This window comes from Pseudomonas sp. Hz4 (genome assembly GCF_054898165.1).
Window position 1 is genome coordinate 70,472 of sequence record NZ_CM142719.1, and the last position, 24,357, is coordinate 94,828.

A 24,357-nucleotide genomic window follows, 5' to 3' on the forward strand; every position below is an offset into this window, starting at 1 on the left:
CATCTGTCCTTAATGAATTTTGCTGCCCAGAGTCACCACGCCGTCCGCTTTTTCGCGGCCGAGCCAGCTGGTCCATCCCAGGCGACAAGCGTTCTGTTCACCGATGCGCAGTTCGCGGATTTCTTCCTGGCGCAGGACCAGGCGAATGTCGTAATCGAGCGGGTCACGCAGGGTGAACCGCACCAGCGCGCAGAGCGGCTGGTAGCCGAAACCGATCGGCAGGAATTCGTGAAAGCGTTGCCAGTCGAGCTCACGGATGTGAATGCGGAATTTGCCGCTGCGGTCGCGCACGTGTTCGCCCAGCACCAGGTCTTCGCCGAGCAGGCTGTTGGCGCGGCCCAAACGATTACGTTGCTCGTCAAGAATTTCCACGCGGCGCTCGATGCACTGCTCGATGGTCAGTTCGGCATGTTTGAAGTAGTAACGCAGCACCGCTTCAATCAGCGCCGCCGAGTGCGCCCGCAAGCTGAGCAAACCGAGGTACGGCAGCAGGCGCTTCCAGTTCAGCTCCTGGGCCTTGCGGATCTCCTCGCCACCGAGGCCGATCAACGCAAACAGTTGCGAAGAAAACGGGTCGAGTGCGCCGCTCTGGAAGCTTGCGCGGTAGCGGTACTTGCGCCAGATCGGCAGCATCAGCCGTTGCAGGCGATGGTGGAACAGGTCGAGGAAATTGCGGGTCGGGTTGCCGTCTTCGCTGTCGCCCAAGGCCTGTTCGCCGTAGAACGCCGGCAACGGCGAACCGGAACCGACCAGGCCGATCAGGTTGAAACGCAAACGCGCACGCATCTGCCCGTGCTCTTCGAAAAACTCCACGCGATCGACATCACTGCCGGGGAAACCCAGGCTCGGATTGGCCTGGAATTCCAGCTGGTCGTACAGATCGTCTTCGCTCAGGTACGGGTGCGCCTCGCGCAACCGGTCAACCACCAGCAGCACGGCCTGAAACAGCGAGTACTCGCGTATTACCCGGGTCAGCCCGCTTAAAGCAGGGGTTGCAGACCCATACGTGGTGTCCATTGGTACACCTCTCCCTGTGTGCTTTTTACCCGCAGCTCGTGGTACGAATTGAGACTGGCGTAAAGCGCGAAAAACTCGTTAAGAACCGAAGCGAAAACGAACAGGTCGCCCTCACCGATATACCCTTCCGGGTCGATGGTCAGCTCGGTGCGCAACCCGCGCACCGGCAACCCTCGGTGCAATCGGTCGACGTGTTGGTGTTTGATTGACTTGAGCCCGCCCAGCAGGCGTTTACTGACTTTTTCCGCGTGTTGGTCGTAGTAGCGGGGCAGGTCGTAGGTTTCGAGAATCACCTTCAACGCATTGACGTCAGCCAGCGACAGATAGTTAAGCGACATGTTGCTGATCAGCTTCCAGAGGAAGTCACGGTTCAGCGGCGGCGCATAACTGGGAGTGGCCGGAGTGATGTTGCGGAAACTCAGGAACTCCGGCGTCTCTTCACAGGCCTGGCTGATGTCGCCGAGCTTGAGCTTGCGCGGCAGGTTCTGGTTGGTGCAGATCAGCTCGATCGACAGGGTTTCGTGGGCTTCGGTGTGGCGAATGCCGAAGCTCAAGTAAGTGTCGAGGCCGTTGTGCAACGAGGACGAACGCTGGCGAATGCTGTAGTGCGGACGGCTGTTGGGCACATCGAAACTCGGGTCGTGCTCGAAGGATTCGAACGGCACGTACTCTTGATAACCAAGGCCACCGGGCTTCCAGCCGGTGACGGTTTCCACGGAAAACACGCCGCAGTTTTCCAGGCCGAATTCGGCCGGCAGCAGCAGGTATTCGTCCTGTTTGCCGTCGAGGCGGATCGGCAACGCATCGTGTTTGAACAGATTGACGATCGGCGTGCAGTAGAGCTTCACGTTGTCCAGGGTCGGACGCAGACGCTGGATGCCGCTCTTGCGAATATCGAAGCGCAATTCCAGGCCGCGCACCTGTTTGAGAGTGTCTTCCGGCAGTGCCTTGAGCAGGTCCAGACCGTTGATATCGACGAACAGGAATTTGTCCTGAAAGGCGAAGTATTCCTGCAGGTAGCGATAGCCGCGGAAGGTGTTCAGCGGATAGGGGATCAACGCTTCTTCTTCGGCAAAACCCACCGGCTGCACGCGGTCGCCAGGCATCTTGAACGCCATCGGCGTGCCATTGACGCCGTTGATCGGTTTGCCGGCGCCGTCCAACGGGACCAGTTCGATGCCTTCCAGGTTGCGCAGCAGGCTCAGGTAAAGCATCTGACTGATGTAACGCTCACCGGCAAAGTGCAGACGCAGACGACTCAACTCCAGTTCACCAAGGTGACCGTCAGCGCTCATCTCCAGACGCAGGCTCAACAGCGAACCGTCGCCCTTCACCGAGTAATTCAGCGCGGCCAGGTCCAGCGGCAACACCTCGGTCGGGTAGCACGTGCGGAAACGGCAGCGCACATCATCGACCGGCACACTCTCAACCGGCGTATCACGCTCGACCCTCAACGCAGGCCCGGAACGCTTCAACGGGTCAAACTGCAAAATGCTGAACGCCGGCAGCGGCCGCATGTAGTTGGGCCACAGCAGGTGCATCAGCGAGTGGCTGAGTTCCGGCAATTCATCGTCGAGCTTCTGACGCAGGCGCCCGGTCAGAAAGGCAAAGCCCTCGAGCAACCGCTCCACGTCCGGATCCCGCCCGGCCTGACCCAGGAAAGGCGCCAACGCCGGGCTACGCTCGGCGAATCGACGACCTAACTGGCGAAGTGCGGTGAGTTCGCTTTGGTAGTAGTGGTTAAAGGACATGTCGGTCAGTTTTCCAAGTGGGTGTAAGGCGTATTACTGATGAAAAGATTCAGCCAGTTCTCTTTCCAATCTGGTATGGAAATAGTGAATGTACGCCCTGATGGACTTTCGGTGGTGACATCCGCCTTATAACTCAGCATTGCCATTACGCAATAAATCAGTACCGCAGCGAATAACGCCACGATTACAACTCCACGCACAAGCAATTTTCGCTGGGCTATCTGCACAATCACACACCGACATAAACATATATTGGGAACAGCCCCACTTCTCTAGAAACCCTCATCACTTCTTGCCGCCCTGCTTCGCGCTGCACCACGTTTTGAAATCCAGCCGATCAAAACCGTGGCAATCATTAACTTTTGAAATAAACATATAAGGCTTCGCTGCCTCATAAGAAAAATAATAATAGTTTTCGCGATCCTGACCATAGATCCAATAAGAAGAAGATCCTTGATTTATCTCATAGGGTTCAAAAGAGAAAATTGAAGATTCTGCAGGAATGAAATTAACGCGATCCATAGCCAACATTAGCGCATTGGAAAAAAAGTTAGTCCACATGACGACCCCTAAGACTAAAACACCGGCTGCCAACACGAAAATGATAGATCCCGAGGTTTTATTTTTCATAGAAATACAGCCATGCAGTGCCTGCTTTTGCATTTTCTAACAACGTCATTGCATCGCTTGAATACCTTTCGGCAAGCGGACCTGAACCGTTGTAAGACGCGATAACTTTCTTCAACAGCCCTGGTGTCAGTGACCCGGAATGACAGCGGGACCCTGTGGCTCGGTCGATGAGTTCACGCAGATGGCCCGCGGCATAATAGAGATCTGCTTTCCAGTCATCACCGGGAATTCTAGTGTCTTGGTTCCAGCCAAAAATCCGGTACTGAACATCTTCGGGTAATGGCTTTTTGCAGTAATAGTTTTCGGTGTACTTGACGGAGTTCTGCAAAGTAGCTCGACTCATATTTGTAAAACCACTAGAGCCACCGGCCAACTTATCCGGGACAGCATCAAAAGCCATATTGTCAACGATGGCCAGCAATGTTGTTAATGATCGCTCGCCGAATTGCATTGCCTGGAGAAGCTTACTGCCATTAGGTCCATTTTCCTGCTGAAGAATGACCGCCAGCAGCACATGAGGAATGCCATAATATTTGGCTGCCTGTTTTATCCAGACACGTATCTCAGTGTCAGAAAAACTTGCTTTGAGCAATTCTTTGGTTTTGGGTACATACCACATTATTTGAAGAGGAGAAGGCAGCTCTCCGGAGTAACTCGGAACACTGTCGTACCCGCTTAACGTCGAGAGTTCTTTTCCATTACAACGACACACTTTTAACTCTACAGGTGCAACCTCAGAGGTCTTAGTGCTTGGAGCAGCGCCAACAGGCACATATTCCTGTCCATCTTTATTGATTTTTTCAGGCTCTGCCATGAACGACTACTCCCTTAGCTCTCAATAAAGACTTCGATTTTTTCCGAACTCTTATGCGCAGCTACCCGATGAGTCAAACCCAACTCATTGGTGATTCCGCTTTCGAGCGAACCATCCTGACGACGGATCAAATATTTGGTATCCGCCAACGGATTGCCCAAACCATTCTTCAGTTGAAATTGCGCGTCGAATCCCGGTATCGCCAGCGGAACCGGCGGAATAAACGGCACCGGCGTATGCGAGTTCCCGATAATCACTGTCCCGGACCCGGCCGTAACCTTGTTGCCATGAGTACCGACGGAGCCCACGGTCGCCGCCGGTTTACCGTTGATCAAAACGGTCGTCGCAAGGTCGCCGACCATCGCACCACCACACGCCGAGGCATCGCCTTGGCGGGCGGCCGCGAGGCCGTCGAAAAACACGTCGCCGGAGCCGGCGGCAATCGGATTGGTGCCGTGGCCGGGGAGCGGGCAAGCGGTGGGGTCGGTGACACGTGCTGCGGGTTTGCCGGACATACGAATCTCCTTAGTTGACCTTCACTTGACCGCTGCCATCCAGGCGCGCGGCGAAACTGACCTGACGCTTGAAACCATCAACTTCCAGCAAGCCTTCGATGCTGAAGGACAGGCGAAGCTGATCGTGGTCACGCGGCAGGGAAATGACACGCACATTGCTCAGGCGTGGCTCGTAGGCTTCGATGAAATTTTCGATCGCCAAACGGGCCTGACTCAGAGAGTCGTGCAGGCTCAGACGCATGTCATTGAGATCGGGTAGCCCGTAATCGGACAGCGTTTGCACGCTGCCCGCACGGGTGCTGAGCATCTTGGCCAGATGGGCAGCCACGGACGCCATGGCGGAGACCTCGCGGCTCCAGCCGACGCGTTTGTCCGCGTCGCCACCCAGGCGTTCGAACAGGCTGCCATATCCAGTCATGAGTCGCTCCGCTTACTCTTTGTCCAGCTTGCCAACCAGCGACAGGGTGAAATCGGCACCCATGTACTTGAAGTGCGGGCGCACGTTCAGGCTGACGCGGTACCAGCCAGGCTCGCCTTCAACATCGCTGACGATGATCTGGGCAGCGCGCAGTGGACGACGGCCACGTACTTCGGCGCTTGGGTTTTCCTGGTCGGCCACGTACTGGCGGATCCACTTGTTCAGTTCCAACTCGAGGTCGGTACGTTCTTTCCACGAACCGAGTTGCTCGCGCTGCAGCACTTTCAAGTAGTGAGCCAGGCGGTTGACAATCATCATGTACGGCAGTTGCGTGCCGAGCTTGTAGTTCAGCTCTGCCGCTTTGCCTTCTGCGCTGATGCCGAAGAACTTCGGCTTCTGCACCGAGCTCGCGGAGAAGAACGCCGCGTTGTCGCTGCCTTTGCGCATGGTCAGGGAGATGAAGCCTTCCTCGGCCAGTTCGTATTCACGACGGTCGCTAACCAATACTTCCGTAGGAATCTTGGTTTCGATTTCGCCCATGCTTTCGAAGTGGTGCAACGGCAGGTCTTCAACCGCGCCACCGCTCTGTGGGCCGATGATGTTCGGGCACCAGCGGAATTTGGCGAAGCTGTCGGTCAGCTTGGTGCCGAACGCGTAGGCAGTGTTGCCCCACAGGTAGTGCTCGTGGCTGTTGGCGACGGTTTCTTTGTACACGAACGATTTGACCGGGTTTTCTTCCGGGTCGTACGGGTTACGCAGCAGGAAACGCGGCACGGTCAGGCCAACGTAACGGGAGTCTTCCGACTGGCGGAAGCTCTGCCATTTGGCGAATTGCGGGCCTTCGAAGTGATCTTTCAGATCCTTCAGGTCCGGCAGACCGGTGAAGCTTTCCAGGCCGAAGAATTTCGGTCCGGCAGCCGCGATGAACGGCGCGTGGGACATGCAGGCGACGCTGGAGACGTACTGCATCAGTTTCACGTCCGGCGAGCTTGGGGACATGAAGTAGTTGGCGATAATTGCGCCAACCGGCTGACCACCAAACTGGCCGTATTCAGCGGTGTAGATGTGCTTGTACAGGCCAGACTGCATCACCTCCGGCGAATCGTCGAAATCGTCCAGCAGGTCTTCTTTGGAGACGTTGAGGATTTCGATCTTGATGTTTTCGCGGAAGTTGGTGCGATCAACCAGCAACTGCAGACCACGCCACGACGACTCCAGGGACTGGAAGGCCGGGTGGTGCAGGATTTCGTCCATCTGGCGACTGAGCTTGGCATCGATCTCGGCGATCATGCGGTCAACCATGGCTTTCTTGACCGGCTCACCGTTGTTCTGCGGCTTGAGCAGTTCTTCGATGAAGGCCGATACACCACGCTTGGCGATGTCGTAGGCTTCGTCGTCCGGCGTCAGGCGGGTCTCGGCGATGATGCTGTCGAGAATGCTGTATTCGCCGTTTTCTTTACTTTTTTGCTGCGCTGCACTCGTGCTCATAGTGTTGGCTTCCTTGGCTGATGGAGACTCAGGCGTCCTGGGCTGCGGCGTTCAGGCCCAGCTCACCCAGTACGCGACCGCGGGATTCGTCGTCGGCGAGAACGCCTTCGATGGCTTTGCGGAACGCAGGCGCGTTACCCAGCGGGCCTTTGAGGGCCACCAGCGCGTCGCGCAGTTCCATCAGTTTTTTCAACTCAGGCACTTGCTCGACCAGGCTGGCCGGGTTGAAGTCCTTCATCGAGTTGACGCGCAGTTGCACGCCCAGCTCTTCAGTGCTGCCCTCTTCCTGAAGGCGGTTCGGCACGTTCAACGTCAGGCTCAGCTCTTGCTTGGCCAGCACTTCGTCGAAGGTCATTTTGTCGATGCTGATCGGCTTGCGATCTTCGACTTTGCGTTCGTCCTTGCGGTGGGTGTAGTCACCGATTGCCAGTAGTTTCAACGGCAGTTCAATCTCTTCCTGTGCACCACCGGTGGCAGGTTTGAAAGTGACGTTGATGCGTTCCTTGGGGGCTACCGAGCCTTCTTTGGCCATGGCTTTTCTCCTTGCGGTTGTGGCCCTGGGGCCTATTCGAGTACCACTTCGAGATCGAGGTGGCACAGCCTGCGATAAATCTCTTCCTTGCGTTCACGTACGGCATGGTTCTGCGGTAACAACTCGCAGCAGCTATGCAGCAAATGCAGCACTTCCAGCGCAAGATCGGGCTCCCAGGCGTTCAGGCCTGAGTCCTGTAATGTTTGGTCCAGGGTTTCGAGTTGGGTCTTGGCCAGTTCGTATTTCTTGGCCATGAAGCACAGCCGCGCGAGGGCGAACTGCCAGAAGAATCGGACGCGTCCGCCGTGGGCGCTTTGCAGGCCTTGCTTGAGGATCTGCACGGCGGCCTTGAGGCCGTCCTTGCGCAGGATCGGCAGGACTTCTTCCAGGGCCACTTCCCAGGCCGGCTGGCTGTCAGCGACTTCAACCTTGCGCGGCGCACTGGCGCTTTGCAGGTGCGGCATGACGTGGGCACTGACCCAGGCGCGGGTGGCGGGATCAGCAAACGGCGCGCCGTCGTGGAACCGCAATTCGATGATGCCGGGCAGGCGCTGAATCAAAAGCGCGAAGTGGATTTCCACTTCGCGCATTGCCATCTCGGCGTTGAGCCCCTGAAGGCATTCCCAGACCATTCGCTGGCCATCGAACCAGAACGGCGCCTTCGCCAGGCTCGCCTCCAGCTCCACCAGCAGGTCAGCGTATTTGGCCTGGTCGTAACGGTCCTGGTAGGCCTTGAGCTTGTCGGCAGGCAAGCCACGCAGCACGGTGATTTGCTCCGCGTTGCGTTCGGGGACTGCGTCGATGGGCAGCCATAACAGGGTGCGATTGAGGCGCAGGGCGCGCAGGTCGGTGGCTTTCTGCTTGAGCCACCAGGCACACAGCGGACGGGCGTTTTCTTGCTGGGCGCGCAGGGCTTTGTGGGCTTCTTTCTCGTTGTCGATCGGCGCGCCGGGAGTGAACAGCTGCGTGGCGGCCTGCTTGACCTGGGCCACGGCGGCCCCTACCACACCGGGCTCCGGCTGGTTGTCAGCGGCGCGCTGGACCATGTTTTTCAGGCGGCGGGAGATCGGCAGCAGCAACGGCGCATCGTCGCCCAGGTGTTCGGTGCAGGCAGCATCGAGGCCTTCAAGATGTTCCACCAGACGGCGGAACAACGGCAGCTGCTCTTTGATCGCGATGTTTTCGTTCAGCACCTGCTCAAGACGCGGCACCAACCAACTGATGGCAGCGGAGCGGGTGCGGGCCTTGTGAGGATGAACCTCGGCCCAGTGGTTCTCGCACAGATGGTGCAGAAGTCCAAGGCCGGCCAGCAGTCCCTGGAAGGACTCGCGTTGGTACAGAGCCCAGGTCAGCCAGGCACCGACTCGCAAATCCTTGGACTGGGTGCGCAGCAGGTTTTCACTGTTTTCGCGAATTTTCAGCCAGTCGATCTGACCGCTTTCGTGCATGGACTGGGCTTTGCCCAGCTCGCTTTCCAATGCCTCATATTCGCTCGAAAAGCGAACATCCTCGCCCGCGAAATTCTCTTTGGAAACAGAGGCTTTTGCGAGTTCAAGGTAATGAGCGGAAAGTTTGCTTGAGTAGGACATCCATGGCCTTTATTAAGGATTACAGTCATACGCCTAATGGGATTACCGAGGCGTGGGACAGTATCAAAGAGCTGCGATGAGTCTCATCCAATTGAGTTCGTGCTCTTTCAAGTGGGCGCATCGTAATCACAATGATGGCCACTAGCAAGCATCTGATTAAACAATAAGACGAAGCGTGTTTTTATCTCGTAGGAGATATCCCTATATGTAGCAAGGGAATCCCTGAGATCGGTTTAACTATTCATTGTTCGACCCACTGGCCGGAAACCGTTGAGATAGAGCCTTCCGACTCTTCCACCTTAATAAACGCCGTATTCATTGCCGATGCGCTCCCTGAGGCAGGCGTGAAGCATGCCAAAAATAAAAAATTATGAATGTAGGAGCATTCCGAAATGTTACCGACATCAGTGAATAAAATGACGAGTGACAACAGCGAATAAGTAAAGTGCCATCACATTGATGGCACTCCGTATTAAATCCAAAGTTCCAAAATGGAACTTTCGGTATTGCGGAAATTTCATACCCGGCTTCAGGATCCCTCCTACATCAATCCTTTGGATGCCTTGTTAGCGTGCACGGCATTTTGTCGACTTGCTCAAGCCGAGAATGGTTAAGGCGTCAAGATTTTTCTCTCTCAGCTCAAGGACGAGCTAAAAAAGCAAAAGGATAAGCGCATGTTTGCACCGGCCAATGCTGCCCTCTTCACACTCGTGATCCCAACGGTTCGCAACGATTTTAAAGTGCTGGCCTTCGAAGGCACTGAAACCATCAGCGCGTTGTACTCAATCAACGTGGATCTGGTCAGCGAGTACCCCGATATCGATCTGGAGAGCCTGCTTGACCAACCTGCATTTTTGCAATTCGGGCTCAACGGTGAAGGTATTCACGGTCACATCGTAGGCGTGTCTGTGGGCGATGCTGGTAAACGCCTGACCCGCTATCGCGTGAACCTTGTGCCGGCGCTGCATTACTTGCAGTTCAGCCGAGATCAGCGGATTTTCCAGGGTCAGACGGTGCCGCAAATCATCGCTCAGGTCCTCAAGGAGCACGGCATTCAGGCCGATGCTTTTACCTTCCACGTCAAAACAGGTCCTGCGCGCGAATACTGCACTCAATACCGGGAAAATGATCTGGAGTTCGTCCAGCGGCTTTGCGCCGAGGACGGCATTACGTGGCATCACCAGCATTCCCCGGAAGGCCATGTGCTGGTGTTCACCGATGACCAGACATTCTTCCCCAAACTGGGCGAGACCCCGTTTCAGCAAGACTCCGGCATGGTGGCGGAGCACCCGGTCGTCAGCCAGTTATCGATGCGTTTCAACACCCGCCCCAGCATGGTTACCCGCCGCGACTACGACCTGAAACGCCCGAACGCACTGCTGGAAACTCGCTTTACTGCTGAGTTCAGTCCCGAGCTGGAAGACTATAGCTACCCGCTGCCATTAGAGAGCGAAAAGCGCGGCAAACAACTTGCCCGGCAGGCACTGGAACGGCACCGAGTCGATTATCAGTTGGCGGAGGGCGAAAGCGACCAGCCAACTCTGCGCAGCGGCCACTTTTTCGGCCTGACGGATCACCCACGCGAAACGTACAACGATCTATGGCTGTTGCTCAGCGTTACCCACTCAGGGAAAAACCCTCAGGTGCTTGAAGAGTCAGTCACCGGCGCTACCGACCCTGAAGACGGTTTTACCCAGGGCTACCGCAACAGTTTCAGCGTGATCCCCTGGGACGTGTTTTATCGGCCACCGATGCCTGCACCAAGACCCACGCTGAATTGTCAGACCGCTCGCGTCACCGGCCCTGTTGGTGAGGAGATTTACTGCGACGAGTACGGTCGCGTCAAGGTCAAATTTCATTGGGACCGGTCTGAACGCAACACTGAAAACAGCAGTTGCTGGCTGCGAGTAGCGTCCAGCTGGGCGGGGGACAACTTTGGCACGGTGATCATTCCGCGTATCGGGATGGAAGTCCTCGTTACTTATCTCGAAGGCAATCCCGATAATCCGTTGATCACCGGCTGCCTGATCAACAAGGTCACGCCGCCGGCCTACCCACTGCCCGAAAATAAAACCAAAACCGTACTTCGGACCCACAGCTCTCCCACCACGGGTGGCTACAACGAACTGTCGATGGACGATCGCGCTGGCGATGAGTTGGTCCACCTGCGTGCTCAGCGAGATATGGAGCAGAAGGTTGGAAACGACAGCCGGCTTGAGGTGGGCAATGAGAGCCGAGTAACCATCAAGGGCGACCGTATTACGGTGCTGGGATCTGAAGAGCACCTCACTGTCACGTCGGATCGAAAAATCCAGGTAAGCGCCAACGACTACCTGCATGTCGCTGGCGACAGCCACACAAGAGCCGATGAAACGCTGGTTATCGAAGCCGGTCAGCACGTGCACATCAAGGCAGGCGCACACCTTGTGATAGATGCGGGTGAGAGCATTTCTGTAAAGGTCGGCGGTCAGCACATCGTGATGAACGCAGACGGTATTTTCAGTAGTTGCGCGCTTGAGGTGGGTGGTGCTCCAAAGCCGGGTACGCCCGTGCATACACTGCTGCAGGGGGCTGCGGCGGGATTGTTAGTATCCGTCGCGCCTGCGCCATTAGGAGACGAAGCATCGGATGAGCTGGAGGAAGAGGAGGAGGAAGTCGAAGAAGAAGGGATTACTTTGCGGATTGGGGTGTTCTTCGATGGCACGGGGAACAATAAAGCCAACAGCGAAACCGTGGCGGCGTGCTATGCACCGGACGTCAACCTGACAGAAGCTGCTGAGGAAATACAAAAGCATTGCGCTGCTTTCGGGTACGACGGCAATGGGAGCTCGCCGGACAATAGTTATGGGAATGATGTGAGCAACATCGTGCGGCTTTACAAACTGTATGAAGACCGAGTGGACGAAACTCTGTTGCCAGAAGCAACGACGACCTCAATTGCCATCTATGTCGATGGCGTCGGGACCACAAGCGGTGGTGAAGACTCACTTTACTCACAAGCAACGGGGCTGGGCGAAACAGGTGTGGTGGCCCGGGTCGAGCAGAGCCCAGCACTTATTGGGGAGCAAATACGTCAGCTAAGAGCGCGCAACCCGGAACTGATAATCGAGAGGATTGAATTCGATATTTTCGGATTCAGCCGAGGGGCCGCAGCGGCGAGGCACTTTGCGAACGAAGTCTTCAAAGGCAATCAAAGTATTCTTGCCAAAGCGTTTCCTAGCGGCTTCGAAGGCTTGGCCAGAAGCTTTACCTGGCGGCCGAAAATTGATGTGGCTATCAACTTCATCGGCCTGTTCGATACCGTCGCCTCGATCGCCAACCCTGTACTGTTCGATTTCACGGGTGCCAACAGCAGAAATCCCGGCATCAATCTCAAGCTGCCCGACGGCTGTGCCAATAAGGTGGTGCAGTTGGTCGCGCGAGACGAAGTCCGTGAAAACTTTGCCCTCAACAGCCTCGGTGACACAGACCTGATTTTGCCCGGTGTGCACTCGGACCTTGGCGGCGGCTACTTGCCAAGTGCCAAGGAAAAACTCCTGCTGGGTAAACCCTTTACAAGCACCGTGAGCGAGAGCATGGCACCGACCCGCAGTCCCGCTTACCTTTCCGCCGAAAAGGAAGTGTTTGCTTGGTATGAAAAAGGCGTAATCGACTTCGACGGTCCGGGCAACGAACTCAAAGTGGCGCTTTGGGAAAGACCGTTACCCCTATCAAGAGGGAAAGATCAGTCCAATACCGATCCACAGAAGAAGGTTTTTGCGGCCGCCGCGATTGAACGCCCGGTGCGCGGCGAACTGTCGCTGGTGTACTTGCGCATCATGCGCGAGCTGGCAGTCAGACACGATGTGCCATTCAAGCTAATCCCTGATACCCCGGCCCTGCGACTACCCGAGGAATTAGAGCCTATCCACAAAAAGCTCCAGGCATATGCCCTTGGCGAAACAAAAGTCGAGGGATTGACTGCTGATGAAAGAGCACTGTTACGCAGTCGCTACATCCACCTGTCCGCTAACTGGAACGCAGCTAGAGGCTTTAGCAGCAGCGACATAAGCATTGTTTTTATCAATCGACCAGCCAAAAACAGTCAGCGAGTGGTGCACCCCAATGAGTAGCCCTACACTTTTTTCTACAAAATGCGCAGGCTTGCTTTTAGCGTTGCTGCTATTGGGTTGCACGCAAAGCTTCGCGCAATCAAATAAAGACTTGCCCTGGTTCCTGGGGTTTTCAGCGCCGGCTTATATGGAGGTCTGGATTGAAACTGCAGACGTGGTGGATATCCAGGAACGGGTATTCCGAGGTGCGGGAGGTGGTATCGCCTCTGTTCCAAAGCCCCCGAATAATCAGGGTATTGGCAGAGGATGGGTCAGCAGTAACGGCGCTGGTAAGGGCAGGTATGTCACTGGTGCCGATCTGCCCCGTTTGATCTACGTACGTTGGCAATCGCTGGCCGAACCGCAAACCTATGAGGCCTACATCGTCATTCCCGAATCCGCACGGGAGATTATGCGCAAACCTGAAAAGGCTTTTTGCAGCTTCGGTGCCGAATGGATTACCGAGCCCCGTGACAACATAGGCATTGGTTTGGCTCCGGGCGGCATTGCCAAGGTCTGGCTTGGTGGTGCCTGCCTGAAGGCGGTCGAGATTGCTCGGGTAGTGGGTACCATTAATAAGCAAGGACCCTCACGGGGCAAAAATGTAGGCCGTTACGCCCTGCCCTTGTCACCCGAGTCCAAAACCTATATCGAGAACTTCGGTATTCCGTTTGGAAGCTGGTAAGGAGAGTCATTACATGGATTTAAGAACATTATTTTTCGCAGCACTTATGTGGCAGCCTCATGTGTACGCCGCATCAGAACCCACCATACCGGAGGGAAATTATTACTTGCACGGTGCCATGGAAATGGCAGCCAAATTGGCTTTTAAAAAGGACGGAACCTTTCAAGCAGCAATTGCATATGGGAGTGCCGACGGCGCTGCGAAGGGAACGTGGAATATCGAGAACAATACCCTGACGCTAACAAGTGATGCCGACTTGCAGTCGGCCAAGAAACTATCTTTCGAAATGCACAGAACGAGGAACTTGGTTGAGCTTGAGCAAAGTTATCGCATCCAGCACGGCAATTACGACAACATTGATAACGCTACCGCACACCAGGCCCAGACTAACTACATTTTGCAGATGCAATACGATCCGCGCCCCAAACCTCCTGCCATCGAGCCTGTGTACCTTTATTTTGAGTTTTCCGAAGGCCCTGGGAGCCAGCAGCTGTTGAGTTCAAATAAACCAACAGACCTGTGGTTGCCATACGATCCTCAAAGAACGCTAAAGAAAATAGGCTTCGGAACTTCCCGTGATTCTGGCCCCACTCAGTGGTTCGACGTTTCGCCAGACAGCCGCTCGTTCAGTATTGGCTGGAAAAAGAAGAAGAGCCAAACTATCTCATTTGACCCGCCTAGAGAAAAGGGACTGGTCGAAATCCAACGCGTGTTAAACGATGACGAACATAGGCGGATCCTGAAAAATTACATCATCACGCTTTTTCACTTCGATCCAATCAGCCCACCAGTCACAACGCCGGTCGATGTGTACTGGAAGTTTGAGGACGGCTCAGCTGAGCAACAGGTCTGGACGGATTCGAAGCAAGAAACGTTATCCCTCCCCTACTCCCCCACGAGAGCCTTGGAGAAAATCGGCTTGCGCACCCAAGGTTCGAAGGACGAAATTGAGTGGCTTTATACTTTTCCTGAGATGAGGTGGATGCGTGTGGATTGGAAAGAATACGCCGTACCCGCAAATGGCGAGTTGTCCCTTCTGTTTGAGGATCTGCAATTAGTCATTGAGCCCGACTGCCTCGCGGTAGATTTTGGCAATGGCAAAGCATGCTTTCGCCGTCGTTAACACGCTCGGTCTGTGAAGGATTTGCTGATGTGCAGGCGCTGTTTCTCTGCGGATTAAACACCGCTCAACAGCGCTTGTTTAAAACGCCTCAAGGTTACGTCCTGCAAGCTACAACACCTTGCGTCGTTGCCTACGGCTACGCCAGAATCCGCCGGCTTGTGCGCTTTCGGGCCGGTCGGTAACTTGATTCCTGTCACTGATCGTCAGTGATCGGGTTTAGTCGCTCGCTGGTAATTGAAGCTGCACAAGCTTCTGTCAGACAGGTATCTCCTACCTGCATTTGATGGTGGCTGTGCGTAGGGCACCTTCGGGTGCGCCGGCTTCTTCAATTCCCCGGTCCGACTAACCTGCGTACAGCTGCCACCCCTTCGTTTAGTCGGCGAAGTGTTGTCAGCATCACTTATGGAATTGAAGATCATGTTCAAGGTCACTCCAAACCCACCGGACACCGACCCGGTCTCCCCCTACGTAAGCCCCGATTCAAACAAACTCAACGACGCCGCCGAACGCGCCCTCGACCATCACTTCCCGCCAGCCGAACCGAAGCCGCCGAAACTCAACGGCCAACTCTTCAGCGTCTGCGCCGGCGTCAACACAGAAATCCTCCTCGCCAACGCCTCGGAAGATCTACTTTCCATCAGCGCCATCGCCGCCGACCTCGCCGACGATGTGGATGGCTCACGCCGCTCCGTAGCCTTGGCGCTCAGCCGCATGGCCGACGGCGTGCATTTGTTGGTGGAGCGAGCGCTGGATCATTTGGATGAACCAGAGATGGCAGCGATTCTTGCCAGGCAACAAAACCGCGCAAGCTGATTCGTCAGGCATAAAAAAATGGGCACCCAACCCAGTTGGCGTGCCCATTCTTTATTCCGCTCCCCCGCTATGCGGGATAAGGATGCGAATTACGGATTAACGCTGTCTTTCAACGATTTACCCGGCTTGAACGCAACGGTGTTGCTGGCCTTGATCTTAACTGGCTCACCAGTTTGCGGGTTTTTGCCGGTGCGGGCACCGCGATGGCGTTGCAGGAAGGTACCAAAGCCCACCAGCGTGACGCTGTCCTTGCGGTGCAGAGCGCCGGTGATTTCTTCGAGAACGGCGTTGAGAACGCGGTTGGCCTGCTCTTTGGTGAGGTCTGCTTTTTCAGCAATTGCTGCGGCGAGTTCTGGTTTACGCATGTTAGTGAAGCCCCTTTGACGGTTTTTTGTTGTTATGTCCGTGCTGTTCTCGTTGGAACAGCGCCCAAAGCGCCGCAGGTGCTCTATTCTGCGGCAGACGGGAGTGAGAATGGCATGCACGGAAGAGCCGCGCCAGTCTCGGCGCGACCTTTGTAGCGGCAAAAGAGGGGTGATTCCGACAGAACGACCGGTATTTACGCCAGCAGTGCAGGAAGCTCTTTGTTCAGGGCCAGTTTTTCCATCACCGCCGCGCCTGTCAGGGCATATCCCAGCAGTTTGCCGCTGGCATCGCGGCACAATACCTTGATGTCCGCGCCCTGCCCTTCGACCGTCCAGACGCCTTCGAAACCCCGTGGCGGTGGGGAAACCACCAATGGGCAAACCGGGGTTTTCACGGTGATGGGCATCGGGCCATAACGCACCGCCGTAGGGTTTCCGGCGAGGGTCTGAGCCAGCGCTCTCGCACAGCTCATGAGGGGCATCACGTACAACAGATTCAGCCCGTCGACTTCGGCGCAGTCGCCCAAGGCGTAGATATTGGCGTGGGAGGTTTTCAGGTGACGATCGACGACCACGCCGCGATTGACCTGCACACCGGCCGCAGCCGCCAGGTCGATGCGCGGACGCAGTCCTATAGCCGAAACAACCACGTCGCAAGGAATCACCTGACCGTCAGAGAGATGCGCTTCCAGGCCATCAGCCACGCGCTGCAAGCGATTGAGCACCGGCCCGAGGTGGAAGCGTGCGCCGAGGCTTTCCAGCCCGGCCTGAACCGCAGCGGCCGCCGCCAGGTGCAGCAGGGTCGGCATGACTTGCTCGCACGGTGCAACCAGTTGCACCTCGTAACCGCCGAGGATCAGGTCGTTGGCGAACTCGCAGCCGATCAGACCGGCGCCGAGCAGCAGCACCCGACGTTTGCCGGCCGCCGCTGCGCGAAAGCGTGCGTAATCTTCCAGGTCGTTGATCGGGAAAACGGCGTCAGCCGCATCGCCTTCGATCGGCACCCGCACGGTTTCCGCGCCCCAAGCGAGGATCAGGTCACGGTAAATCACCGATTCCTCACCGATCCACAAGCGCTTGTGGCCCGGATCAATGCCGCTGATGCGCGTGTGCGTACGCACTTCGGCCTTCAACTGCTCGGCCATGGCGCCCGGTTCGGCCATGCTCAGGCCATCGGCGTCCTTGTTTTTGCCGAAGCCAGTGGACAGCATCGGCTTGGAGTAGGAGCGCCCGTCATCTGCAGTAATCAGCAGCAGCGGGGTTTCGCCATCGAGTTTGCGAAACTCCCGGGCCAGGTTGTAGCCAGCCAGCCCAGTGCCGATGATCACGACAGGTGCGTTCATTCCCTACTCCTTCAAATGTCTTAGTTGATTTCGATCATTTCAAAATCCATCTTGCCCACGCCGCAGTCCGGGCACAGCCAGTCTTCCGGCACGTCCTGCCAAAAGGTGCCCGGCGCAATGCCGTCATCCGGCCAGCCGTCGGCTTCGTTATAAATCAGGCCGCAGACCACACATTGCCACTTTTTCATTCACATACATCCTCAGGATTCAGGCTTTTGCCGGCGCGAACGGTCAATGGTTGGAGCGCTGCCGTCCGGCTCAGGGGCGTTTTGTACTGATCGGGCCCGGCAGATGCAAGCCTGTTCGACGCGACGGCTGGCCGGATCACTCAAAATCGCCGGCTGACATGGTAAGCTCGCCGCCTCATTTGCTGCCAATAATGACTCACTGTGCCGCACTCAAAATCCCCCACCATGACCCCGCTCTGGCTCGCTGAAAGCCAACTGACGCCCCTCCCCGACACGTCTACCCTCGACTGGTTGTTCGACGAAGGCTCTCTGACCCGACGGCTGATCCGTTTGTCGAATGACGGCTTCAGCGTCACGCCCCTCTTCGAAGGCTGGCAGCCTCTGCGCGCCGACGAATGTGCCGCACTGGATCTGGCCGAAGGCAGCGAGGGCTGGGTTCGCGAGGTGTATCTGCGCGGCCACGGCGAGGCCTGGGTGTTTGCACGCAGCGTGGCGGCGCGCAGCGCGTTGCAGGGCGACGGTTTGCACATGGACGAATTGGGCAGCCGCTCCCTGGGCGAGTTGCTGTTTTGCGACCAAGCGTTTCAGCGCCGTGCTATCGAGGTTTGTCATTATCCTCAACAGTGGCTGCCGATGGAGTCCCGTGCACCTGGACTGTGGGGCCGGCGCTCGCGTTTCGACCGTGGAGCCTTGAGCGTGCTGGTGGCCGAAATTTTCTTGCCGACCCTGTGGAACGCGACCCGCGCCCATCCGGAGAATTGCTGATGTACCAGAGCCTGCTCAAGTCCCTGAATCGCTTGAACCCTCGGGCCTGGGATTTTATTCAGCTGACGCGCATGGACAAGCCGATCGGCATTTATCTGCTGCTGTGGCCAACCCTGTGGGCATTGTGGATTGCCGGTAAGGGTTCACCGTCACTGGCCAACATCGTCATTTTCGTCCTCGGTGTGGTGCTGACCCGCGCCGGCGGCTGCGTAATCAATGACTGGGCGGACCGCAAGGTCGACGGCCACGTGAAGCGCACCGAACAGCGGCCATTGGTGAGCGGCAAGATCAGTTCCAAAGAAGCCCTGGTGTTCTTCGCGCTGCTGATGGGCGTGAGCTTTTTACTGGTGCTGTGCACCAATGCCACGACGATCTGGCTGTCGTTTGGTGGTTTGGCTCTGGCCTTCACTTACCCGTTCATGAAGCGCTACACCTATTACCCACAAGTGGTGCTGGGCGCGGCGTTCTCCTGGGGGATGCCGATGGCGTTCACTGCCGAAACCGGTGAACTGCCGGCGGCGGCGTGGTTGCTGTGGATCGCCAACCTGTTGTGGACGGTGGGCTACGACACCTATTACGCCATGACCGACCGCGACGACGACCTGAAGATCGGCGTAAAATCCACGGCGATTCTGTTTGGCGAAGCGGACCGGATGATCATCCTGACCCTGCAAGGGTTAGCGTTGGGTTGCTTGCTGCTGGCCGGGTCAAAGTTCGAGCTCGGCGGCTGGTTCCACCTCGGCTTGCTGGCCGCGGCGGGCTGTTTTGCGTGGGAGTTCTGGTACACCCGCGGCAAGGACCGAATGCGCTGCTTCAAGGCTTTTTTGCACAACCACTGGGCCGGGTTGGCGATTTTCGCCGGGATTGTGCTGGATTACGCCACTCGCTGATCGCCCCAACCGCTGCCGAGCACATGTTTCGGCAGCGGCTACAGGCGCTGCGTCGCTTACTTCTGCGACTCGTGGACGACGTGCCACATATCCTTCATGCCGTCACCCTTCATTTCGCCAGGCTTTTCGTCCTTCATAAACATGTACAGCGGCTTACCGTCGTAAGCGTATTGCATCATGCCGTCATCACGCTTAATGACGCTCCATTTGCCCTCGGCCTTGGCACCCGCCGGAGCCATCATTGGTGGCCAGTTCTTGGCACAATCATCGTTACACATTGACTTGCCGCCAGCATCCTTGTCGAACGTGTACACCGTCATACCCTTTTGATCGACCATCATCCCGTCTTTCATCATTGCTGGCTCAGCCGCGAAAGCCATCGATGGCAACGCCAGGGCCGCGGTCAGCATCAGAGCCTTGATGGATTGCGAGTATTGCTTCATGGAAACCTTCCTTTTGTGGTTGTCAGGATTCGAAATTAGAGCTTAGTTCAGGATCACAACAATCGCAGGGCGACTAGAATACTGTCACACGACTGCAATAATTCCGTTATCTAATGCGGCGCAAGACAGTTAAATGACAAGAGGATTAAAGGCATGGTTGGCAGGAGCATTCTGATCGTCGACGACGAAGCGCCCATTCGCGAAATGATCGCCGTTGCGTTGGAAATGGCCGGCTATGACTGCCTGGAGGCTGAGAACTCGCAGCAGGCCCACGCCATCATCGTTGACCGCAAGCCGGACCTGATCCTGCTCGACTGGATGCTGCCCGGCACGTCCGGCATCGAGCTGGCCCGGCGCCTCAAGCGCGATGAGCTGACCGGGGACATCCCGATCATCATGCTCACCGCCAAAGGCGAAGAGGACAACAAGATCCAGGGCCTGGAAGTCGGCGCCGATGACTACATCACCAAGCCTTTTTCCCCACGTGAGCTGGTGGCGCGCCTGAAGGCCGTGCTGCGCCGTGCCGGCCCTACCGATGGCGAGACGCCGATCGAAGTCGGTGGCCTGCTGCTGGACCCGATCAGCCACCGTGTGACCATCGACGGCAAACCCGCCGAGATGGGCCCGACCGAATACCGTCTGCTGCAATTCTTCATGACCCACCAGGAGCGTGCCTACACCCGTGGCCAGTTGCTGGATCAGGTCTGGGGCGGCAATGTGTATGTCGAAGAGCGCACCGTCGACGTGCACATCCGTCGCCTGCGCAAAGCCCTCGGCGATGCCTACGAAAATCTGGTACAAACCGTGCGCGGAACCGGCTACCGGTTTTCCACCAAGGCCTGAGCCTGCCGCCAGACTCGCTGACAAGGACGCATATTTTCCGTGAACCAAAACTGGCATGGCATCCTGATTCGCCACATGCTGTTGCTGGTCACCACCTGCCTGGTGATCGGCCTGATTTCCGGCTACTACGGCTGGAGCCTCGCCGCGGGCCTGGGCCTTTACCTGGCTTGGACGCTCAAGCAACTGCTGCGTCTGCACGAGTGGCTGCGCCTGCACAAACCCGAGGAAGCACCGCCCGATGGCTATGGCCTGTGGGGCGAAGTGTTCGACAGCATCTACCACCTGCAACGCCGCGACCAACGGGTGCGCGGGCGTCTGCAAGCGGTGATCGACCGGGTCCAGGAATCCACCGCCGCGCTGAAAGACGCGGTGATCATGCTCGACAGCGACGGCAACCTGGAATGGTGGAACCGCGCCGCCGAAACCCTGCTCGGCCTCAAGACGCCGCAAGACAGCGGTCAGCCGGTGACCAACCTCGTACGCCATCCGAGCTTCAAAGAATACTTCGAGCAGAACAGCTACGCCGAGCCGCTGGAAATCCCTTCACCGACCAATGATCGCCTGCGCATTCAGCTGTACATCACCCGCTACGGCAACAACGAACATTTAATGCTGGTACGCGACGTGACGCGTATCCATCAGCTGGAACAGATGCGCAAAGACTTCATCGCCAACGTCTCCCATGAATTGCGCACACCGTTGACGGTGATCTGCGGTTACCTGGAAACCCTGCTCGACAACGTCGAGGAAGTGAACCCGCGCTGGACCCGTGCCTTGCAGCAGATGCAGCAGCAAGGCGGACGCATGCAAACCTTGCTCAACGATTTACTGCTGTTGGCCAAACTGGAAGCCACCGATTACCCGTCGGACAACCAGCCGGTGGCCATCGACGGCTTGCTGCAATCAATCAAGAGCGACGCTCAGCAGCTGTCCGGTCAGCGTAACCAGACGATCATGCTGGAAGTCGACCCGACGATTCTGCTCAAGGGCAGCGAAGCCGAATTGCGCAGCGCGTTTTCCAATCTGGTGTTCAACGCGGTGAAATACACCCCGGCCGAAGGCAATATCCGCATTCGCTGGTGGGGTGATGAGCAAGGTGCACACTTGAGCGTGCAGGACTCCGGCATCGGCATCGACAGCAAACACCTGCCGCGTTTGACCGAACGCTTCTACCGCGTCGATTCCAGCCGCAACTCCAACACTGGCGGCACCGGACTAGGTCTGGCCATCGTCAAGCACGTGCTGCTGCGCCACCGCGCGCGGATGGAAATCAGCAGTTTGCCGGGCCACGGCAGCACCTTCACCTGCCACTTTCCGCCAGCCCAAGTCACAAAATCCCGAGTCATCAGCGCCACCGACTGATACCGGCCAGCACTCACCACTAGGCAATCGCCCGGTCAGCCGCTACATTGGCTGACTTGTGCCTGCCCTTCAGGCGCACTTTTTTCTTTCCTTTCGAATACACGGAACCCGCAAAACTCCATCATGGACCCTTCCCCTGGCTTGACCCTCGCGACACTCTTCGCCGATTTCGGCATGATTCTTTTTGCTCTGATCCTGGTATTGCTCAACGGCTTTTTCGTTGCGGCAGAATTTGCCATGGTCAAATTGCGCTCGACCCGGGTCGAAGCCATCGCTGAAAAAAACGGCTGGCGCGGACACATTCTGCGCACCGTTCACAGTCAGCTCGATGCCTACCTGTCGGCCTGCCAATTGGGCATCACCCTCGCCTCCCTGGGCCTTGGCTGGGTCGGTGAACCGGCGTTCGCGCACATCCTCGAACCGCTGCTTGAAGCCGTCGGCGTGCAGTCGGCCGAAGTGGTCAAAGGCGTGTCGTTCTTCACGGCGTTCTTCATCATTTCGTACCTGCACATTGTGATCGGCGAGTTGGCCCCGAAATCCTGGGCCATCCGTAAACCCGAGTTGCTGTCGCTCTGGACGGCCGTGCCGCTGTACCTGTTCTACTGGGCGATGTACCCGGCGATTTACCTGCTCAATGCCAGTGCCAACACGATTCTGCGGATCGCCGGCCAAGGTGAACCCGGCCCTCATCACGAGCACCATTACAGCCGTGAAGAACTGAAACTGATCCTGCACTCCAGCCGTGGCCAGGACCCTAGCGACCAAGGCATGCGCGTATTGGCCTCGGCGGTGGAAATGGGCGAGCTGGAAGTGGTCGACTGGGCCAACTCCCGGGAAGACCTGGTGACCCTGGAGTTCAACGCGCCGCTGAAGGAAATCCTGGCGATGTTCCGTCGCCACAAGTTCAGCCGTTATCCGGTGTACGACAGCGATACCCAGGAGTTCGTCGGCCTGCTGCACATCAAGGATCTGCTGCTGGAACTGGCAGCCCTGGACCACATTCCCGAGTCGTTCAACCTCGCCGAACTGACCCGTCCGCTGGAGCGCGTGTCTCGCCACATGCCGCTGTCGCAGCTGCTGGAACAGTTTCGCAAGGGCGGCTCGCACTTCGCCCTGGTGGAAGAAGCCGACGGCAACATCATCGGCTACCTGACCATGGAAGACGTGCTGGAAGTATTGGTGGGCGACATTCAGGACGAACACCGCAAGGCTGAGCGCGGGATCCTAGCGTACCAGCCGGGCAAGCTGCTGGTGCGTGGTGATACGCCGCTGTTCAAGGTCGAACGCCTGCTGGGCATCGACCTGGACCACATCGAAGCCGAAACCCTCGCCGGGCTGGTCTACGAAACCCTGAAACGGGTGCCGGAAGAGGAAGAAGTGCTGGAAGTCGAAGGCTTGCGGATCATCATCAAGAAGATGAAAGGGCCGAAGATTATTCTGGCCAAGGTGTTGATGCTCGATTAAGTGCAACACGTGTGGTCAGCGGGCTTTTGTGGCGAGGGGATTTATCCCCGTTGGGTCGCGAAGCGACCCCGTCGTATTTAGAGGCATTGGGACGGCTTCGCCGTCCAACGGGGATAAATCCCCTCGCCACAGTTGATATCCAACACATTACTGCTTGCCCAACGCAAAGTTGGGCAACGCGCCAACCGGTTGTTTGAACTGGTACGGAATCGACACCAGCCCCAACCCGGTATTGCGCTGCACCACGAAATGCAGGTGCGGCCCACTGCTGTTGCCGGTATTGCCCGACAGCGCCAACGCGCTGCCCACCGACACCCGTTGCCCCTCGCGAACGCTCACCGAACCTTGCTTGAGGTGCAGGTACACGCCCATCGTCCCGTCATCGTGCAGCACCCGCACGAAATTGCCCGACGGATCGGTGCCGCGTCCGGTCTGGGCATTTTCGGTTTTCACCACCACCCCGCCTCGCGCCGCGATGATCGGCGTGCCTTCGGGCATGGCGATGTCCATCGCGTAGCGGCTCTTTGGACCAAAGTGGCTGTACTGACCGTTGGCCCCCTGACTCAGCCGAAACGGTCCGCCGCGCCAGGGCAGCGGGTATCGATAGGCCATGGCGGCGCCTGAGGGATCGCCCAAGGAGTATTCGAATTTTGATGTATACGCGAGTGGCCTCTCGGGCTGCGTGGCCGTGAGCAGCGCCAGACGAATACTGCTGCGTGCCGGCATCACCCGGCGAATCGGTCGGCTCGGCGCACCGCTGACGTTTTTCAGCCCGCCGAAGCTCAATTTGATTTCTACCGGCGCATACAGGTCATTGCGCACGTAAACGCTGTCCACGCCCTTCTTCTTCGTGATGATGAGGTACACCTGACGCTCAAGATTCTCGACCATGCGATCACGAAAAACGAACACCTTGGAGCCTGTCGTGGGGCGGTCGCTGTAGGAGACCACGCCATTGGCGTCGGTGGACTTGTAGATCGTCATGGCCATCGCTGAGGTGGATGCCATGAAAAGACCACAGAAAAACAGCAGGCGCGCGAGCATGGGCAAGATTCTGTTGAGTAAGGCCTGGGTAGGAGCCTAGCAGCTGCAATGGACCCGGGTAGTCGGCAGATGTTTCAAATGATCGTTCCCACGCTCTGCGTGGGAATGCAGCAAGGGACGCTCTGCGTCCCACCGAAGCGGACGCGGAGGCATTCCCACGCGGAGCGTGGGAACGATCAGCGGT

23 protein-coding genes are annotated in these 24,357 nt (G+C 57.2%); 9 read left to right on the top strand and 14 right to left on the bottom strand.

Annotation, left to right across the window (positions count from 1 at the left end; all coding sequences use genetic code 11):
• Nucleotides 1–9: 9 nt before the first annotated feature.
• The 9 genes from tssG to tssA form a co-directional block, all read right to left on the bottom strand.
• Entirely contained in the window at nt 10–1,017 is a 1,008-nt protein-coding gene (tssG, locus tag ACYZTR_RS00325) for a type VI secretion system baseplate subunit TssG (RefSeq protein ID WP_461975502.1), read from the bottom strand.
• Nucleotides 981–2,768 carry a type VI secretion system baseplate subunit TssF gene (gene tssF, locus ACYZTR_RS00330; protein WP_461975504.1) on the bottom strand — a complete coding sequence of 596 codons (1,788 nt, stop codon included), beginning with the start codon at nt 2,766–2,768 and terminating at the stop codon, nt 981–983. Before tssF ends, tssG begins: the two co-directional genes overlap by 37 nt.
• Before the next feature lie 285 nt (nt 2,769–3,053).
• A complete protein-coding gene (locus ACYZTR_RS00335; RefSeq protein WP_461975506.1) occupies nt 3,054–3,398 on the bottom strand; it encodes a hypothetical protein in 345 nt (114 codons plus the stop codon).
• Nucleotides 3,388–4,212 carry a hypothetical protein gene (locus tag ACYZTR_RS00340; RefSeq protein ID WP_461975508.1) on the bottom strand — a complete coding sequence of 275 codons (825 nt, stop codon included), beginning with the start codon at nt 4,210–4,212 and terminating at the stop codon, nt 3,388–3,390. Before ACYZTR_RS00340 ends, ACYZTR_RS00335 begins: the two co-directional genes overlap by 11 nt.
• A gap of 14 nt (nt 4,213–4,226) precedes the next feature.
• A complete protein-coding gene (locus tag ACYZTR_RS00345; protein ID WP_461975510.1) occupies nt 4,227–4,727 on the bottom strand; it encodes a PAAR domain-containing protein in 501 nt (166 codons plus the stop codon).
• A gap of 10 nt (nt 4,728–4,737) precedes the next feature.
• Nucleotides 4,738–5,145, bottom strand: a complete 408-nt coding sequence (gene tssE, locus ACYZTR_RS00350) for a type VI secretion system baseplate subunit TssE (protein WP_008150080.1) — start codon at nt 5,143–5,145, stop codon at nt 4,738–4,740.
• 12 nt (nt 5,146–5,157) lie between these two features.
• Nucleotides 5,158–6,633: a type VI secretion system contractile sheath large subunit gene (tssC, locus tag ACYZTR_RS00355; protein WP_094469955.1), complete on the bottom strand. Its 1,476-nt coding sequence runs from the start codon at nt 6,631–6,633 to the stop codon at nt 5,158–5,160.
• A gap of 28 nt (nt 6,634–6,661) precedes the next feature.
• Nucleotides 6,662–7,165: a type VI secretion system contractile sheath small subunit gene (tssB, locus tag ACYZTR_RS00360; protein ID WP_282376254.1), complete on the bottom strand. Its 504-nt coding sequence runs from the start codon at nt 7,163–7,165 to the stop codon at nt 6,662–6,664.
• Nucleotides 7,166–7,197: 32 nt separating this feature from the next.
• The gene (gene tssA / locus ACYZTR_RS00365) at nt 7,198–8,754 is read right to left on the bottom strand and encodes a type VI secretion system protein TssA (RefSeq protein WP_461975512.1); all 1,557 of its coding nucleotides are present in this window, start codon (nt 8,752–8,754) and stop codon (nt 7,198–7,200) included.
• Between the two features lie 674 nt (nt 8,755–9,428).
• On the opposite strand from tssA, the gene tssI reads away from it, so the two are divergent.
• From tssI to ACYZTR_RS00385, 4 genes are all read left to right on the top strand, one after another.
• Nucleotides 9,429–12,866, top strand: coding sequence for a type VI secretion system tip protein TssI/VgrG (gene tssI / locus ACYZTR_RS00370; protein WP_461975514.1), 3,438 nt, complete (start codon nt 9,429–9,431; stop codon nt 12,864–12,866).
• Entirely contained in the window at nt 12,859–13,530 is a 672-nt protein-coding gene (locus ACYZTR_RS00375) for a DUF2931 family protein (protein ID WP_461975516.1), read from the top strand. Before tssI ends, ACYZTR_RS00375 begins: the two co-directional genes overlap by 8 nt.
• 13 nt (nt 13,531–13,543) lie before the next feature.
• Nucleotides 13,544–14,653, top strand: a complete 1,110-nt coding sequence (locus ACYZTR_RS00380; RefSeq protein ID WP_461975518.1) for a hypothetical protein — start codon at nt 13,544–13,546, stop codon at nt 14,651–14,653.
• A gap of 417 nt (nt 14,654–15,070) precedes the next feature.
• Nucleotides 15,071–15,466 (top strand): DUF6124 family protein, encoded by a 396-nt coding sequence (locus ACYZTR_RS00385; RefSeq protein ID WP_461975520.1) that lies wholly within the window; start codon nt 15,071–15,073, stop codon nt 15,464–15,466.
• A gap of 89 nt (nt 15,467–15,555) precedes the next feature.
• Here ACYZTR_RS00385 and ACYZTR_RS00390 read toward each other — a convergent pair whose 3' ends face one another.
• The 3 genes from ACYZTR_RS00390 to ACYZTR_RS00400 all read right to left on the bottom strand — a co-directional run bounded on the left by ACYZTR_RS00390 (nt 15,556) and on the right by ACYZTR_RS00400 (nt 17,362).
• Entirely contained in the window at nt 15,556–15,831 is a 276-nt protein-coding gene (locus tag ACYZTR_RS00390) for an HU family DNA-binding protein (protein ID WP_003213368.1), read from the bottom strand.
• Nucleotides 15,832–16,025: 194 nt separating this feature from the next.
• Nucleotides 16,026–17,174, bottom strand: a complete 1,149-nt coding sequence (locus ACYZTR_RS00395) for an NAD(P)/FAD-dependent oxidoreductase (protein WP_461975522.1) — start codon at nt 17,172–17,174, stop codon at nt 16,026–16,028.
• Between the two features lie 20 nt (nt 17,175–17,194).
• A complete protein-coding gene (locus ACYZTR_RS00400; RefSeq protein ID WP_461975524.1) occupies nt 17,195–17,362 on the bottom strand; it encodes a rubredoxin in 168 nt (55 codons plus the stop codon).
• 225 nt (nt 17,363–17,587) lie between these two features.
• Here ACYZTR_RS00400 and ACYZTR_RS00405 point away from each other — a divergent pair, with 225 nt between their 5' ends.
• Together ACYZTR_RS00405 and ubiA are read left to right on the top strand one after the other, a co-directional pair.
• Nucleotides 17,588–18,127, top strand: coding sequence for a chorismate--pyruvate lyase family protein (locus tag ACYZTR_RS00405; RefSeq protein WP_461975526.1), 540 nt, complete (start codon nt 17,588–17,590; stop codon nt 18,125–18,127).
• Nucleotides 18,127–19,017 carry a 4-hydroxybenzoate octaprenyltransferase gene (gene ubiA, locus ACYZTR_RS00410; RefSeq protein WP_461975528.1) on the top strand — a complete coding sequence of 297 codons (891 nt, stop codon included), beginning with the start codon at nt 18,127–18,129 and terminating at the stop codon, nt 19,015–19,017. The genes ACYZTR_RS00405 and ubiA overlap by 1 nt, the downstream gene beginning before the upstream one ends.
• 56 nt (nt 19,018–19,073) lie before the next feature.
• On the opposite strand, the gene ACYZTR_RS00415 is transcribed toward ubiA, so the two are convergent.
• Nucleotides 19,074–19,460 (bottom strand): COG4315 family predicted lipoprotein, encoded by a 387-nt coding sequence (locus tag ACYZTR_RS00415; RefSeq protein ID WP_461975530.1) that lies wholly within the window; start codon nt 19,458–19,460, stop codon nt 19,074–19,076.
• A gap of 153 nt (nt 19,461–19,613) precedes the next feature.
• Here ACYZTR_RS00415 and phoB point away from each other — a divergent pair, with 153 nt between their 5' ends.
• From phoB to ACYZTR_RS00430, 3 genes are all read left to right on the top strand, one after another.
• The gene (gene phoB / locus ACYZTR_RS00420; protein ID WP_008150066.1) at nt 19,614–20,303 is read left to right on the top strand and encodes a phosphate regulon transcriptional regulator PhoB; all 690 of its coding nucleotides are present in this window, start codon (nt 19,614–19,616) and stop codon (nt 20,301–20,303) included.
• 75 nt (nt 20,304–20,378) lie between these two features.
• A complete protein-coding gene (gene phoR, locus ACYZTR_RS00425) occupies nt 20,379–21,665 on the top strand; it encodes a phosphate regulon sensor histidine kinase PhoR (RefSeq protein WP_449644554.1) in 1,287 nt (428 codons plus the stop codon).
• Between the two features lie 123 nt (nt 21,666–21,788).
• The gene (locus ACYZTR_RS00430) at nt 21,789–23,129 is read left to right on the top strand and encodes a hemolysin family protein (protein ID WP_461967276.1); all 1,341 of its coding nucleotides are present in this window, start codon (nt 21,789–21,791) and stop codon (nt 23,127–23,129) included.
• 147 nt (nt 23,130–23,276) lie between these two features.
• Here the strand turns inward: ACYZTR_RS00430 and ACYZTR_RS00435 are convergent, their stop codons facing one another.
• Nucleotides 23,277–24,173 carry a peptidoglycan DD-metalloendopeptidase family protein gene (locus ACYZTR_RS00435; protein WP_461975532.1) on the bottom strand — a complete coding sequence of 299 codons (897 nt, stop codon included), beginning with the start codon at nt 24,171–24,173 and terminating at the stop codon, nt 23,277–23,279.
• Nucleotides 24,174–24,357 lie beyond the last annotated feature (184 nt).